13 protein-coding genes are annotated in these 15,990 nt (G+C 47.0%); 6 read left to right on the top strand and 7 right to left on the bottom strand.

Annotation, left to right across the window (positions count from 1 at the left end; all coding sequences use genetic code 11):
• Positions 1 to 301 precede the first annotated feature (301 nt).
• The 4 genes from MK185_11685 (at position 302) to MK185_11670 (ending at position 7,350) form a co-directional block, all read left to right on the top strand.
• A complete protein-coding gene (locus MK185_11685) occupies positions 302 to 511 on the top strand; it encodes a cold-shock protein (GenBank protein ID MCH2041287.1) in 210 nt (69 codons plus the stop codon).
• Between the two features lie 234 nt (positions 512 to 745).
• Positions 746 to 3,010, top strand: a complete 2,265-nt coding sequence (gene rnr, locus MK185_11680; protein ID MCH2041286.1) for a ribonuclease R — start codon at positions 746 to 748, stop codon at positions 3,008 to 3,010.
• Between the two features lie 149 nt (positions 3,011 to 3,159).
• Positions 3,160 to 6,039: a hypothetical protein gene (locus MK185_11675; protein ID MCH2041285.1), complete on the top strand. Its 2,880-nt coding sequence runs from the start codon at positions 3,160 to 3,162 to the stop codon at positions 6,037 to 6,039.
• 222 nt (positions 6,040 to 6,261) lie between these two features.
• Positions 6,262 to 7,350 carry an alkene reductase gene (locus tag MK185_11670; protein MCH2041284.1) on the top strand — a complete coding sequence of 363 codons (1,089 nt, stop codon included), beginning with the start codon at positions 6,262 to 6,264 and terminating at the stop codon, positions 7,348 to 7,350.
• Between the two features lie 97 nt (positions 7,351 to 7,447).
• On the opposite strand, the gene MK185_11665 is transcribed toward MK185_11670, so the two are convergent.
• The 6 genes from MK185_11665 to MK185_11640 form a co-directional block, all read right to left on the bottom strand.
• Entirely contained in the window at positions 7,448 to 9,730 is a 2,283-nt protein-coding gene (locus MK185_11665) for an ATP-binding protein (protein MCH2041283.1), read from the bottom strand.
• Between the two features lie 246 nt (positions 9,731 to 9,976).
• Positions 9,977 to 10,336 (bottom strand): hypothetical protein, encoded by a 360-nt coding sequence (locus MK185_11660; protein ID MCH2041282.1) that lies wholly within the window; start codon positions 10,334 to 10,336, stop codon positions 9,977 to 9,979.
• Positions 10,336 to 10,647, bottom strand: coding sequence for a Bor family protein (locus MK185_11655; protein MCH2041281.1), 312 nt, complete (start codon positions 10,645 to 10,647; stop codon positions 10,336 to 10,338). Before MK185_11655 ends, MK185_11660 begins: the two co-directional genes overlap by 1 nt.
• Before the next feature lie 22 nt (positions 10,648 to 10,669).
• Entirely contained in the window at positions 10,670 to 12,013 is a 1,344-nt protein-coding gene (locus tag MK185_11650) for an ATP-binding protein (protein ID MCH2041280.1), read from the bottom strand.
• Positions 12,014 to 12,021: 8 nt separating this feature from the next.
• On the bottom strand, positions 12,022 to 12,693 hold the full coding sequence (locus MK185_11645) for a response regulator transcription factor (protein MCH2041279.1): 672 nt from the start codon (positions 12,691 to 12,693) through the stop codon (positions 12,022 to 12,024).
• On the bottom strand, positions 12,674 to 13,228 hold the full coding sequence (locus MK185_11640; protein ID MCH2041278.1) for a hypothetical protein: 555 nt from the start codon (positions 13,226 to 13,228) through the stop codon (positions 12,674 to 12,676). Before MK185_11640 ends, MK185_11645 begins: the two co-directional genes overlap by 20 nt.
• A gap of 128 nt (positions 13,229 to 13,356) precedes the next feature.
• On the opposite strand from MK185_11640, the gene MK185_11635 reads away from it, so the two are divergent.
• Positions 13,357 to 13,515 (top strand): hypothetical protein, encoded by a 159-nt coding sequence (locus MK185_11635; protein ID MCH2041277.1) that lies wholly within the window; start codon positions 13,357 to 13,359, stop codon positions 13,513 to 13,515.
• 183 nt (positions 13,516 to 13,698) lie between these two features.
• Complete coding sequence (locus tag MK185_11630; GenBank protein ID MCH2041276.1) at positions 13,699 to 15,201, top strand: sensor domain-containing diguanylate cyclase; 1,503 nt, start codon at positions 13,699 to 13,701, stop codon at positions 15,199 to 15,201.
• Here the strand turns inward: MK185_11630 and MK185_11625 are convergent.
• Positions 15,191 to 15,940, bottom strand: a complete 750-nt coding sequence (locus tag MK185_11625; GenBank protein MCH2041275.1) for an SAM-dependent methyltransferase — start codon at positions 15,938 to 15,940, stop codon at positions 15,191 to 15,193. The genes MK185_11630 and MK185_11625 overlap by 11 nt on opposite strands.
• Between the last annotated feature and the right edge of the window lie 50 nt (positions 15,941 to 15,990).

The raw sequence follows: 15,990 nt of genomic DNA, 5'->3' as shown, positions 1-15,990 counted from the left end.
GGAGTATAGCCGTTTAGGGTGTTGATAGAAATAACACCAAAGAGGCCCCATCACTCATCGAAACCCAGGTAGTCATAACAGATAACGGATGGCGTCATAAAAATTCGTATTAAATAGTTTGACTTAGCGGTTATCAGTCTATACTGTGTCCATAGTTTGAAAGAAAGCCTCCTATTTATACTCTTCATCTCGTAGCATTCCAGTAGTTCTTCGTCCTGTAGTTTTTAAATCTTAGTCTGTTTTTCCCTCTATTCATGCCTCATGAAGGCACACTTATACTTTATCTACAGGATATTATCTTATGTCTACTACAACTACCGGCACCGTAAAATGGTTCAACGAGGAAAAAGGCTTCGGTTTTATTGAACAAAAATCTGGTCCTGATGTTTTTGCACACTTCAGTGCGATTGCCAGTGAAGGCTTTAAAACACTGGCCGAAGGTCAGGCTGTTGAGTTTAAAGTAACTCAAGGTCAAAAAGGCCCTCAGGCTGAGAACATTGTCGCAATTTAATCACTGCGACAATCTCCGGACACACGGCTCATAGCCGGGTGCCCGGGTATTTCCTGGCTTTCAGCAGAAGATCCTCTGTTCCCTATCTTTTGTAACACATCCACACAATTCCCGTCGCTTTCTGTGACAACAGCCTACCTTTCTTGTTTCACCAATCTGATTGGTGCACTAATTACCTTTGTTATCGTACAAGTTTCTGGCTGACTTCCTGAGAAAAATAATATGAATACTGCCATGAAACCAGCAATAAGCTTGCTGGATCGTCAAACCTATCAACATCCCATTCCGAATCGTGACTATATCCTAAATATCCTGAAGAAAAGCCCGACAGCACTGAGTCGAAAGCAACTGGCCAATCTTCTTAATTTATCCGCCAGTGAAGAGGTTCATGCACTGAAGTTACGCTTGAGAGCAATGGAGCGTGAAGGTCAGGTTGCTTTTAAAGGGCGTCAGGGATACAGCGCTCTGCAAGAAAATGAATTAATAAGTGGTCGGGTTACTGGTCACCCGGATGGCTTTGGTTTTCTTATCCGCGACAACACCGATAGCACTAAGAGTGACGACCTGCTTCTGTCTCAGAAAGATATGTTACAACTCTTTGATGGTGATCGTATTCAGGTTCGTTTGAACGGATCCGATCAGAGAGGTCGCGATAAGGCAGCATTGGTGAGAGTAGTAGAACGGAATACCTCTCAACTTGTCGGACGGTTAAAAAAAGACAATGACTCATTTTACGTCGAGCCAGAAAACAGTCGTAATTCACACGACATTGATCTCGATGAAAGCCAGCTGAATGGAGCTAAAATAGGACAATATGTTGTCGTAAAAATTACTGACTACCCCTGTCATCGATACAATGCCTATGGTGTTGTTACTGAGATTCTGGGTGATCCCCAAACTCCTGGGATAGAAAGCGATATCGTGATGCGTAAACACAATATCCCGAACCAATGGCCTGATAGTGTCACTAAAATCCTACATTCCCTTGACGATGAGGTGACGGAACAAGACAAGTTACATCGTCATGATCTGAGAAGACTCCCCTTTATAACCGTTGACGGTCAGGATGCGAAAGATTTTGATGATGCGGTCTACTGCGAAAAGCAGCGCGATGGCTGGCGTCTTTGGGTAGCGATTGCTGACGTATCACACTATGTTCAGCCCGGTTGTCCACTGGACCAGGAGGCACAAAAACGCAGTACATCTGTGTATTTCCCGGGAAAGGTTGTTCCTATGCTGCCGGAAAAGTTATCCAATGGCCTGTGTTCATTACTGCCGAATGTTGATCGTTTAGCAATGGTATGTGAGATGGACATTAACGCTGCCGGAGTTATGGAAAGCTACACATTCTGCGAAGCGGTAATACGGTCACATGCGCGATTGACCTACGACCAGGTTAATTTTATACAGTCCGAGCCCAACTCTGTTCAGGGTAAAAAACTGCGTCGGCAATACCAGGCACTCACTCCGCATATCTGCTCTCTGTATCAACTCTATGGCGCATTAAAACAGACTCGGGAAAAACGCAGTTCAATTGATTTTGATACTCAGGAAGTGACTTTCCACTTTAATACAAAGGGGAAAGTAGACGGCATTCTGCCCATCAGTCGTCATGATGCTCATAAGATGATTGAAGAATGTATGTTATGCGCGAATGTCGCAACCGCACGTTTTTTGCAAAAAATGGGAATGCCAGCACTGTTTCGTAACCATAAAGGTCCCAGCGATAAAAAACTGACAAGCCTGCGCGAATTCCTTAGCGGTAAACAACTTCATCTGCAGGGGGGTAAAAATCCCTCGCCAAAGGACTATGACAGACTCTGTCGTGAAATTTGCCAGCGATCTGATGCCGGGGTTATCCAGGCTATGATGTTACGTTCTTTTAGCCAAGCAGAATACAGTGCAATCAATAAGGGGCATTTCGGGCTTGCTTATAGTACTTATGCGCACTTCACCTCCCCAATCAGGCGCTACCCCGATTTATTAACCCACAGAGCGATCCGCTCCGTTATTCGCAGAAAAGAAAGCGGTAATTTTTTATTCAGTGTATTTAAATCTCTGACAGGCAAATCGAAAGACCCGGTTTTACGGATAACATCTTCTGAACGAATCAATCCTGAAAGCAGTTACCCCTATGACAAGGCCGAGGTAAATTTACTGGCAGCGCAGTGCTCTGACTTGTCTCGTCGTGCAGACAAAGCCAGCAGGGACGTAGATGCCTGGCTCAAGTGTGATTACATGAAACAATCAGTTGGCAAATCATTCAGAGGTACAATTTCTACCGTTACCGGGTTCGGCCTATTTGTTGAGTTAGAGAATATCAAAGTAGATGGGCTGATTCATATCAGCGATCTGTCGAGTGACTTTTACCGTTTCGATTCCCTCAGCCAGAGCCTTATTGGTGAACGTTCAGGCAAGAGCTACCACCTGGGTGAAAAAATTGGTGTAACCGTTAAGTCTATTGACATGTCACAAAAGAAAATCGCCTTTACTTTATAACGTTGCGATTCTTCATGCACTGTCATTACAACGCTATCTGAACCTAAACCCAGGCTGAACAGATTTATCTGAAACAGTTAAGTCGGGGTTAACCGATACCTCATTAGACTGATGAGAATCTGTATAATCCGCTCGTCAGAGGTTTCATCATGTCGTTCAAGTTATTCATCCCGAAGTTTTTGTCTGCATCCGTATTGGCTGCCGTTGCTGGCGGTTTCACCCTGTCAGCTCTGCCCTCTCATACATATGCCACTAACGAAGGGGCAGTTGCATGGATACTTTCAGGTGACGAATGGAAGACCTTTGAAACAGAACATTTCGTATTTAACTTTCTCTCACAACATCAGGAAATCGCACAACGTGCGGCCACCGTATCCGAAACTCAATGGCCCATTCTTACCAAACGTCTGGGTTGGACACCGAAAGACAAAGTGCAAGTGGTATTAACCGATGATTTCGATGTCTCCAATGGTTGGGCTCACGTTGACCCTTGGAATCAGATGCGGTTATTCCTCAGCCCACCGGATGGTAGCACCACTCTAGAAGCCTATGATGATTGGTTGAATTTATTAATTACTCACGAATTAACCCATGTTATTCATCTTGATATGGCTCGGGGCCTGCCAGCCACCGTGCGTCACGTTCTCGGGCGTCATGCTTCAACATTCCCTCACGCCTATCAGCCTGGCTTTTTAATTGAAGGGTTAGCGGTCTACACCGAAACTGATCATGAACTGGGCTTCGGCCGTGGCCAGAGTAAAGCCTACAACATGCAAATGCGTATGGAAGTACTAAATGGCATTGATGATATCAACCAGGTGACCATTAACTTACGCGACTGGCCAATGGGTAAACACTACCTGTATGGCGCTCATTATTATCAGTTTCTGACAGATACCTATGGCGAAGAAAAACTGCGTGCCTATCTGGCTTTGTACTCACGCAATCTGGTGCCGTTTAACTTTCTATTCCTGAACCCGGATGCACGTAAGGTCTTTGGAAAAGACTACGAACATTTATGGGCAGAGTTCCGCAGCTGGTTGGTTAAAAAATTTCAGCCACAAATTGATGAAATTAAATTATTACCCATCACACGTTTAGCATCCGTCAGTAATGAGGGTTATTCGCTGGATGCCAGCACCAGTGACGGCAAAAACTATTATTACCTGTATCGCAATGGCGAGGACCGTCAACGCATTGTGAAAGTGAATGAACAGGGCGAACATCAGACTCTTGCTGAAGTTCAGGATGCCACGAATATCGACGTCAGCTCCGATGGCACACTGATTTATACCCGCTTAAGTCACCGTGCCGACGGCCGCGTCTGGGCCGATATTTATCAGCTCGTCGATGGTGACGAACACCGTAATACTCGCGATCAGCGTTATCGAGACGTCCGTTGGATGCCGACAGAATCCAATCAGCCCAAACGATTATTAGCCAAACGTTTAAAAGATGGCATCAGCCAAATGGATTTATTGACAGCCGATGGCAAGGTATTGCGCACGTTATGGCGCGGCTCGATTGATGATGTACTGGGAGAATACTCCTTATCCGTTGATGGTCAGCGTATTGTGGCAACCATTAAACGTAAAAATCAGGGTTGGAATATCGAAATATTCGATATTAAATCGGCCAGCTGGCAGAAGATTACCAACAGCAAAGCGATCGAAACCGGACCGCAGTTCCTCGATAACAACACCCTGATTTATGCAGCTGACTATGGTGAAACCTACAACCTTTACACTCTGGATTTAACCAGCAAACGGATTAAGCAATTAACGAATCTGATGGGTGGCGCACTGGCACCACAACCCGTTGGCGGAACCGTATTTTTACAGAGCTACGACGCCAATGGTTATGAGCACAGCAAGTTGGAGAACCTCCGAATCGTTAACGAATTTTCTCTGAGTGCAACTGAGGGTCAGTACAACTATCCGGACCCTTACAGCACTCAGGTCAGCCATAGCGAAATTCGTGATTACAGCCCATTTGCTACCCTGGCGCCTACCCGTTGGATGCCAATTTTTGGCAGTGATGATAACGCCACTCTGATTGGTGCATCAATCGACGGGAAAGACGCACTGCTTCGACACAGCTATGTCACCACACTGGCTCACGACACCCAGAACGGATTAAGCTCTGGTGTGTTGCAATATTTTTACGATAACAAATGGCAGTTCACTCTGGAGCGTGAACACATTTATACCGAGCACAATATCGGAAACCAGCAGCGCTTGCAGATTCGTGAATCGGACAACGTCGAAATCGCCCGTATTAATCTGTTTAATGCCTTCGAAAATAAACTTCAATTCAGTTTCGGAGCACGCAGCGAAACAGAAAAAGACGTTAAGGGAAAAAACAGCGATAAAAAGTACGTGCAATATCATGAAGCCAAAAAAGAAGGGTTGCTCGGTGCTCGCCTTGATTTCTCCAATATCGAAGCATTCCTGAATGCACCTGGTATCAGTTGGGGCCAGCGTGCGTCATTAGTTTGGGAAACGAATGATGTGATCGACAGTGATTTCCATGGCGAAGTGATTAACGTTAACTGGAACAGCTATGTCGATCTGCCCGGTACACAGGTTCTGGCGTTTAATACCTCGAACGCTTATGGATTCGACAAACCTAAATTGTTTGGTCTCGGCGGTACTATTCTGCAAACCAGCGACACCTTATTCGGTCGTGATCGCTGGGCTTTAAGGGGATACAGCGATAACGTACAAACTGGTACCCGGATAAACGTTAATACCCTGGAATGGCGTACCACATTAGGCGTCATTGAACGCAACTGGGATATTTTCCCACTTGGCCTCGGTAATATGGGCGCTAACGTTTTTGTCGACCACGGTGCCGCTTGGCGCGAGGGTAATGAGGCCAAATATCTGACCTCTGCCGGTGTTGAATTAAGCACTGAACTGGTTGTAATGTACGCCATACCCATTCCGGTGCGTCTGGGTTATGCCCACGGTTTTGATCAGGAAAAAGGCAAAGACGAAGTGTACATCAGTGCCGGTTTCCAATTCTGATCATTATCTTTCATGCTCTCCTGTGGTGCTTTTACGCAGGAGAGTGTTTATTTCCTCCTCTTTTTTCTGTCACCTGTTACCGATAAATACAAAGGTCTGTTAGCAAGCCCGATATTGTTGCGCTGAGAGTGATAGATCGTTTCAGTTGGATACTCTTGTTGTTGCTATTGCTCGTTCTTACATTATTAAAAACACAACGAGATCAGCTTCAGGAACAAATCTATGTCCAGTATTCCAACCACCCCAAAGTCACTGTTCACTCCAATTACCCTGGGTGACATTGAGTTACCTAACCGTATTATTATGGCGCCACTCACCCGCGTTCGTGCCGAACAAGGTAATATCGCAGGGGAACTCATGACAGAATATTATGCTCAGCGTGCCAGTGCCGGTTTACTCATTGCAGAGGCGACCATGGCGATGGAAAACGGCTCGGCTTTTATTAACGAACCGGGTATTCATTCCGCCGAACAAATCGCAGGTTGGAAAAAAGTGACCGATGCGATTCACGCAAAAGGTGGCCGAATTGTTCTGCAAATCTGGCACGGTGGGCGCGCTTGTCATCCAGATATGAATGACGGCAATGAGCCGATAGCGCCAAGCGCTATCGCCATTGACGACGAAGTCCACACACCGAAAGGCAAAAAACCCTACACGGTGCCACGCGAACTGAGCGATGATGAAATTCCGACCATAGTTGCAGGTTTCCGTAAAGCGGCAGAAAACGCCAAAGAAGCTGGCTTTGATGGTGTTGAAGTACATGGTGCTAACGGTTATTTGCTGGATAGTTTCCTGCGCGATGGCAGCAATCAACGTAACGGAGACTACGGTGGCCCGCTGGAAAATCGCGCACGATTATTATTGGAAGTAATTGAGGCTGTAGTGGGTGTTTGGGGCAGCGGCCGCGTGGGTGTTCGCACCTCGCCGTTAAACAGTTATAACAGTATGAAAGACAGTGATCCGATTGGTATGACGGAATATCTGGCAAAACAATTTAATCGCTTTAATCTGGCTTACTGGCACTTGATGCGTGCTGATTTCTTTGGTGTACAAACCGGCGATGTGGTCACTCCGGCAAGGGCAGCCTATAACGGTAATTTAGTTACCAATATGGGTTATAGCCGTGAAGAGGCCGACGTTACCATTGCCAATCAACAAGCCGACGCTGTTGCCTTTGGTGTACCGTTTATTGCCAATCCGGATTTGGTTGAGCGTTTTCAACAAAACGCAGAATTAAATCAGGCAAATCCAGATACTTTTTATACGCCGGGACCGGTGGGTTATACCGACTACCCAATATTAAGTAATTAATCAAAGGCTGTAATATCAGGCAATCGGTGGCCAGGTATGGCCGTCGGTTGCAGCGCCTTCCGGGTTGCAATTAACGTCATGATAAAAACACACTGTTTTATCGACGGCCATCCAGAGCCTGAATCAGAGTTTCTTCCAGCGATTCCAGTAACAATGGTTTGGATAAATGGAGATTCATACCCGACTGTAAGGCCAGTTTTTTATCTTCTTTACTGGCATTGGCGGTCAGAGCAGCAATTACAACCGGGTTTAGCCGGTGTTTACCTTCCCATTCGCGAATCATCTCACTCGCCTGATAACCATCCATCACCGGCATCTGACAATCCATTAAAATCAGATCATATTTATTGTTCTGGTAATGCTCCACAGCCTGCTGACCGTTCTCCGCAAAGTCCGGTTTCACACCGAGCTTCGCCAGCATCTTTTCTACCACCAAACGATTCACAGAATTATCCTCGGCCACTAAAACCGATAACTGACCAACATCTCCGGAGCTTTGATTCGCCTCTGGTTTTAGTTGTGCCTCAGCCACCGTCGCTTCAAGCGGCAATGAGCACCAGAAAGTTGAACCTTGTCCGGCGCGACTGGAAACCCCAACATCGCCATTCATCAGCTCACTGAGCATCTTACAGATACTCAGCCCCAGGCCTGTACCACCGTATTTTCGGCTAACCTCTGCACCGGATTGACTGAATTGCTGAAACAACCCCTGTTGCTCCTGCTCGCTGAGTCCAACCCCTGTATCAGTGACCCGAAACACCGTCTGATGTCTCTGTTGACTGACATGCAGAATAATTTTTCCGTGTTCGGTAAATTTCACCGCATTATTAATAAAGTTGGTTAGAATTTGCCGTAAACGGGTTGGGTCTCCAGACACCCAGACCGGTACATTGCCATCGGTAATCAGCTCGAAACGGACGTCTTCTTTCAGTTTCAGAGTCATCTGATACAACTCTGTTACGTCGTTTAATAATTGCTTCAGATCAAACGGAACCTGCTCAATGGGCATTTTTCCGGACTGTATTTTAGAAAAGTCGAGCACATCATTAATAATAGCGACCAGTGTTTGCGCAGAACCGTCCATCACTTGCAGGAGTTCTTTTTGCTTATGATCCAGGTTGGTATCGCGCAGCAACTGAAGCATTCCAACCACACCGTTCATGGGTGTACGGATTTCATGACTCATGATCGACAAAAATTCATCCTTAGCCTTGGTTGCTGCCTGTGCTGAAGCGGTTTTTTCTTTCTCAAGGTAGGTTTGTTTTTCAGCAGCAAACTTGGCCTGTCGCTCGGAGTTAATCCGGTCAGCCAAGGCAAAAGATAAAAGCACAACCTCCATCGCCGAACCGATTTTTGCACCGTGTTCGGTAATAAAATTGATGGGTAAAATGCCCAATACCATCAGTGATAACAGCAGACAGCCTAACAGGAAGGTGGTCCAGCCAAGTAAAAAGAAACGTGCATGACGAACGCCACGCTTGAGCAAATAAGCACTGCCTGCAAACATCGCCAGACTGTTCACTATGGTAAAGGTTGCAGCAATAGCAATAATGGAGGCATAGCTGACCCAGAAGCAGGCGAACAACAATAAGCTACAGACCGACAGATCGACCAACACAAAACGATAAAACAGCGTTGTATGTCGTTTCAGATCGAGAAAGCGAATTGCGAACAGCAGCGCTGTAACATTCGTCAGCAGCACGGTGAATGGCACACTCAGATCATTCCAGTTCGGGCTTTCCGGCCACAAAAACTGATAGGACAAGCCGGTGAGCGAGGCCTGAAAAATACAAAATGCTCCAACATACAGGATGTAATACAGGTAACTGACATCCCGAATCGAAAAGTACAGAAACAGGTTGTAGGCGATCATTACAATAATAAAGCCAAAGTACAGCCCGAAACCGAGAGATAGCTCGACTTCGTGCTGATAAAAATCCTGTTCCTGCCATAAAAATGCCGGAAGTAATGCGGCGCTGCTGGTTCTGAGAAAGAAATAAACCTGCACCTTGCCGTCAGCCGGAATATCCACAGGTACAACAAAGCGACGATTGTTCACTTCTCGAACATGAAATGGCATTCGATCGCCCATCACCGCGTGCTTTATGATGTTTTTATCTTGCACCAGAAAGATTTCAAGATGGTCGAGCAACGGGTAATCCACCGTAAGCAATCGTCGCTGCGAAACGCCGGTATCGTTATAAATTGGCGCTTTCAGCCAGAACGATTTCCGGGTGAAGCCAAAGTTGGGTGGCGTTTTATCCGGCACCTGCCAGGGGAGCGCATACTCGAGTGCTTCATCGATCGCCGCACGCTCACTGAACGTTGAAAGGTAAGTCAACTCCAATGCAACCGGATCGGCATGTCTGTTTTCGCTCAACGTCATAGCCTGGGATGAAGAACACCCAAGGAAGAGAATGACGGCTAATGAAAACCAAAGATGCAGCATGAAACGTTGCCAGGCGATGGGTAGATGGGCTAGAAAGACTAGTGACCCACTAATCATAGTCAAATTTATCGGCCAGTCATATACAGATTGGCTCGTTAGTTCAGTTTTCGCGGCAAGTGGCCCGCTCAAGCGCCCCCTTAACTAAGCTGCCATGATCGGTTAAGCGATGAAATCAGCTTATTTCGTACAATAAATTTCAACGTTCCATGGAGCATAAAAAGCCAGAAATGCAGAGGAAAATATTACAGAGTCTATGGCTGCATTAGCTACGCCACCAACCAGACCATTTTTAAAGCGGAACTCTACCGTCGCAGACTTCCATGGCTTGCCGCGGCAATCCCGATAGAGGTTCGCCGGTTCACTGACTTCGACCATGCCGTTGATGATAGTATGATGCCAATGTTGCACTTTTTCCCGCTTCAGCGGCCGATCAGGTACATCCTGAGTAAACTTCATAGTGGCACAGCCTGATAGTGCTGAAGCAAGCAAAGCAACAACGATTAAAGCCGCACTCCGGGCTTTTCTGTTCAATACCATCACCGTTTTTCCTCGCACCAAACTTTGGCTGTACGCGGAAAATAAATCCCAATGGTCAGCGTTTGAAAAATCCAGTCAGATAATGTGCTGACCGACTGCATCTGCATGACCCGACGGCCTTGGCAAATCTCACTGGTGTTAATCTGATATTTATTACGCAGCCCCCACCAGTAATAATCTTTACTACTCTGATAAGTGGGCTTCGTGGTAATTTTTTCGCCACCGTATGGTCGCATAGTGACACTGGAACAGGCGGTGAGAAAACACAGCATCAGCATCGTAATCAGCTTTTTTGTATTATTCGTTGTCATATGTCCTTACCTGCACAGATACTCACTGGGGGAACGTTATTCTGAAGCAGGCCCCTCCTAAGGGTGATTGTTCGATAATAAGTCCGGCCCGATAACTATCAAGAATTTCCTTCACCAATGCCAGACCAAGGCCCTGACCGGCTTCAACAGTATCTAATCGACGACCACGCTGCAATACAAGATTCCGTTGCTCTTCCGGGATACCCCGGCCATCATCCGATACTGTAATGGTCAATTGTTGCGACTCCTGAAACACCGCAATTTCAACGGTCTGGTTACCGTACTTGCAAGCATTATCAACCAGGTTGCCCAGCACTTCCAACAAGTCATTTTCATCGCCATTGAATATGGCTGGTTCCGATACATCAAGGTGAATAGCCATACCTTTGTTGGCATACACTTTATCCATCGCAGAGCAAACCGATTGCAATAATGGCAGCACGTCTATTTTCTGAATACTTAAGCCGGATGACCCCTGCACCGCTCGTTGCAACTGATAACCAATAGTCGAGTTCATTTTATCAATCTGATAACAGAGTTCATTTAACTCTACCGTTTTCTCATGCTGTTGTTGTTCGGTCACAATGCCAGACATCACTGTCAGCGGGGTTTTTAAACTGTGAGATAAATCGGCCAGCGTGTTTCGGTAACGCTCACGCTGTCCGTGTTCGGAGGAAATCAGACGGTTAAGGTTAGATGTCAGCGGTTTCAGCTCTCGCGGATAGTCTCCGGACAATTGTGCTTTCTGCCCATGCTGAATATCTTCCAGATCGGAACTGACCTGGCGCAGCGGCCTTAAACCCCAACGCAAAATTAAAAACTGCATCAATAGAATAAAGCTGGACAAGCTCAACAATAAAATCCCCAGCTTTTGTCGGTAAAGATCAACCTGAAGATGCAGTTCCGACATACTTTCAAGCAGTACAATATTATAAACCGGACCACTGATACCCGATTCCGACCAACTCACACCAAATCGCGCCATAAAAAATTGTTCGTCCGTCCGGGCAACGGTCGAATAGATCCATTGCCCCTGTTCCGCCCAGCGGCTGCTCCCCAGTGATAATGACCGCGCGGACAACGATGACCAGGCCTTAGTGGCATCCGATTTTACGACTTGGGCGTACAAACCCGACTCCGGCTTATTAAAACGGCGTTCCTGCAGAAAAACGGGCAAATACAACTGGCTGCTGTGGTAATCCGCAACCGATAAAATCGAATAACTGTGCAGCTTTAATCGCTCCTGCATTGCACTCAGCTGTGAGCTGTAAAACGAATGCTGCAATAAAAAACCCAGGCCCGTCATTAATACGATCAACGTCAACGTCGAAAACGCCATCAGCCGTCCGATTAATGAGTTGAGCATATCGTGCTTCAGCCCTGCTTCTGAAACTGATAACCGCGACCACGCAAGGTAACGATTGGCGCAAATCCACTATCTCCAGCGAGTTTCTTCCTTAAGCGACCAACCAAAACTTCGATGACGTTACTATCACGCTCAAAATCCTGATCGTATAAATAGTCGGTCAATACGGTTTTAGATATGACCTCGCCACCGCGACGCATCATGTATTCAAGAATTTTGTATTCAAACGCCGTCAGGTCCATCAGCTCGTTATTCAGAGTGACTTGCTGTGTGGTGAGGTCCAGTTGCAGCGGGCCAGCCTCAAGAGTATTACTGTTGCCCGTGGTACGCCGTAATAAGGCCCGGCATCGAGCTGCCAGCTCCTCGATGTGAAACGGTTTTTCCATGTAGTCATCAGCACCGGCGTCAAGTCCCTCAACCCTGGACTTCCAACCATTACGGGCGGTTAAAATCAGGATCGGAAACTTACACCCGTCTGTTCGCAACCGGCGAATTAATTCAATGCCATCAATTTTCGGCAGTCCGAGGTCGATCACAGCCATATCAAACGGGTACTCGCTGGCATGGAAGTATCCTTCCATACCATCTGCAGCTTGCTGGCAATTAAAGCCATTTTGTTCCAACTGCTGCACCAGCTGCTGGCGCAGCAACTGGTCATCCTCAACGATCAGAATTTTCATGACTCATCTCCTTTTCTTGATTTGGCTGTGCGGCTGTCTGTTTTAACGGCGGACGATTCTCCAGTAACGTTCCGTCGGTAGCATCCATGTAAAAACCTGAAATAGACCCCTGCTCCGACAACAACTTAATGCTGTAGGCTGTAGGTTGGGTATTTAATAACTGAACTCGCAGAACCTCTCCGGGAAATAACAGGGTAAGCAGACGAGCTGCCTCAGTGGGGGAGATTACATGTGAGGGTAAGGTGGCAACTTCAGGGGCTTCATGAACAATCGGAGCGCTGTGCTGACTACCCTGAATACGTTGCTCCATCCAGCGACTGACCGGACTAACAACCTGCTCCAGCCACTCCGTTTTAATAACCGGCTCTTCGACCCATTTGCCGTCGGTATTATCGTCGGCCACAGCTATTGGCGCAGCAGCCAGCATCAAAGCAATGATAAAGCTGCGCTTACAATAGCAAATGAACATTAACAGGGTTTGCCAGGCTCCGAACATTACCAGTCCCGAAATTGAAGTACGTTCATAATAACCCATTTATCTGAACTTTCGCTGAATCCTTCGATCAAGCCATTGAAGCGCGATTCAGATTCCGTTCAGCCAACTCATTTATGATAGCGACAATCATGGAGATATTAGGGCTTATTCAGGCTCAGGAGAAACTTATGCAGCACGCCTATTACGATAATCTATTGCAGGTTCAGCAGCAGACTCGCAAGCGGGTTCAACGAAACCTCGCCACGCACAACAGCACCGGCAAAAATACACGGGTACGAACGGCAAACAAGCAGTCGTCCGCTGGCTTACGAATAACCTTAAACTGATAGTGGCTTAATCATTTCCCTGAGCGAAACAAATTATCAGTTACTGCACATACCAGTGCATAGCCGGCACAAGCAGCGGGGAAATCATCGATATTGAAAATTTTATTAGTAGCTTCAGAGGAGGATTGGTCTAGAATAATGATGAATTAGTCAGAAACTTCATGGAATGATCTGGATAACGTGATGCCTGCTCCACAGACCATCAATCATCAATATAAATCTTGTGCCCATGTTCGGATTATATCCATCCTCTTTATCGTAACTTTTCTGATTCTGGTCAACCTCAGCCTATCGACCACACGCGCCATCGACAACCTCAACAACGAATGGCATGAATACAGTGCTCAAACCCAACACAAATTTCACCTGATCAGTCAGATCCGTGCCTCTCTTGGCTATGCCGGTTTTATCCATCACTATAAAAACTACGTGATACGTCGTGATGCCAATTATCTGGTTCAGGCTAAGCAATCGATGACTGACACTCAGAGGCTATTGCGCCAGTACCTTGAACTCCCGATTCATCAGGAAGAAATGCACGCACTGAATGGCCTGGCCACTATTATGGGGAACTACAAACGAAAGCTTCAGGGTATCAATCACGCGCTAGCTACCAGGCTGAGTGTCAGTAAACTTGATGAACGCATCCACGTTGATGACAGGTTCGCAGCGGAAGCTTTGGCAACCCTGAACATACACTTGGAGAATAACTACCACAAAGTAAAGCAACAAACCGATAGCCTACTGAATACAGCGCAGAACAGGGTACAGATTCTGACCTGGCTGGGTATTCCAGCACTGATTGTTTTTACGCTGTACAGCAGCTATCTGGTTATCCGCACCACCTCCGCAAAAAACAACCTGGAAACACTGTTTTCCGTCATCCCTGACGGCTTATTAGTCGTTGATAGCCGCGGAAAAGTCATACGCGCTAACCCTAAAGTGAGCGAAATCTTTGGTTACAGTGAAGACGAAATCAAAAGCCGGTCAATACGTGACCTGTTGGATCACGGCACTATCGGCGATGCACCCAGCAATCCGCTTTCTTTGGTCCGCACTGGCAGCGAGCATTTTTACGGTACCCATAAAAGTGGTGAAAGACTGCCTCTCGATATTGAAGTGGCGACGTTCCCGGACAAAAAGAAGGCTCACACTATCGCTGTCATTCGCTCACGCAAAGAGGAGCTGGAATTAAAACAACGTTCCGAAACCGACCACCTGACAGGCACGCGCAACCGCTCTGGCATCGATCGTCGTTTTTGTAGCGAGATTGAGCGCAGCCGTCGTTATCAGCACGACATGTCGCTCATTCTGATCGATATCGATCACTTTAAACCGATCAATGACATCCTTGGCCATCAATCCGGAGACAATATTATCCGCGTGGTTGCTGAGTTACTGGTGACCAGCTCGAGACCATCCGATGTGATTGGTCGATGGGGGGGGGATGAGTTTTGTATTATCTGTCCGGAAACCAATGCCGAACAAGCCGAAGATCTGGCCCGCCGCCTGCAACTGCAGCTCGAGACATTCCCGATCGCGCACCCAGAAACCGGCAATCCACCCACACTGAGTATCGGTATTTCCGAGTTTCAGCCTGGTGATACGCAAGACAGCATGTTCTCGCGCGCCGATGCTCAACTGTATAAATCGAAGGAGCGCGGTCGCAATACGATCAGCGCCTGATCGCTTTCCCTGGCAATGTCAGCTGAGCACGCCAGGATACATCAAAATTCGATAAATCGGCATCCAGGCGAAATAATGACTGATCACTTAAACGGTATTTACGTTCAAAAGGTGTGATATCTCTGGCATCTCCATTCTCACCTTCAAACGTCAACGGCGAAAACTCACCAGCTAAACCCGCCACTTTCAGCGCCTGCTGGAATTCCTGCAAATACAGTGGGAAATTCGAACGCATCTGCAGCTGCCCACCCAACAGCAACAAATATGGAAATACCGGCGCACCGTGCCAGCGACGTTTCAGGTGAGCTGCCTTTGGCCAGGGATTTGGGTAGAGAATATAGTGATGCGTTGGCTGCCAGCTATCTGCAGCGGCCAAGCGCCAAAAATCATTTAAATCAACACGCGCTAATAAATAGTTATCTGCCGTACGGCGGTAGCTATCGTGCTTTTCAATACGACAACCGGATTTATCTAACCCAAGAATAAAAGCATCCGGATGGCGCTCAGCTAAGTTCACTGTACTTTCGCCCACACCGCAGCAGGAATCCAGGATCAGTGGGCGACCATCCGCCTGCCAGACTTCTTTAATGCGATAAAATGCCTCCACCGTCGCATCATGAAAGGGTTTACGAAACGGCTCTTGGAGGTGTTTTTTCACCACCTGTTCCAGACGCTCATGCAAATCGTGCTGGTTGGTTTCGACCATACGGGAATCCGTTCGGGCTGCAGAGTCAGACATAATACACTCGTCAAAAATCAGCGATAAAAAAACCGCCAATGGGCGGTTTT

The organism is Saccharospirillaceae bacterium, from assembly GCA_022448365.1.
GTDB lineage: Bacteria > Pseudomonadota > Gammaproteobacteria > Pseudomonadales > Oceanobacteraceae > Bacterioplanoides.
Note: the sequence above shows the minus strand (reverse complement) of the source record. Positions and strands in the feature narration are given on the sequence as shown.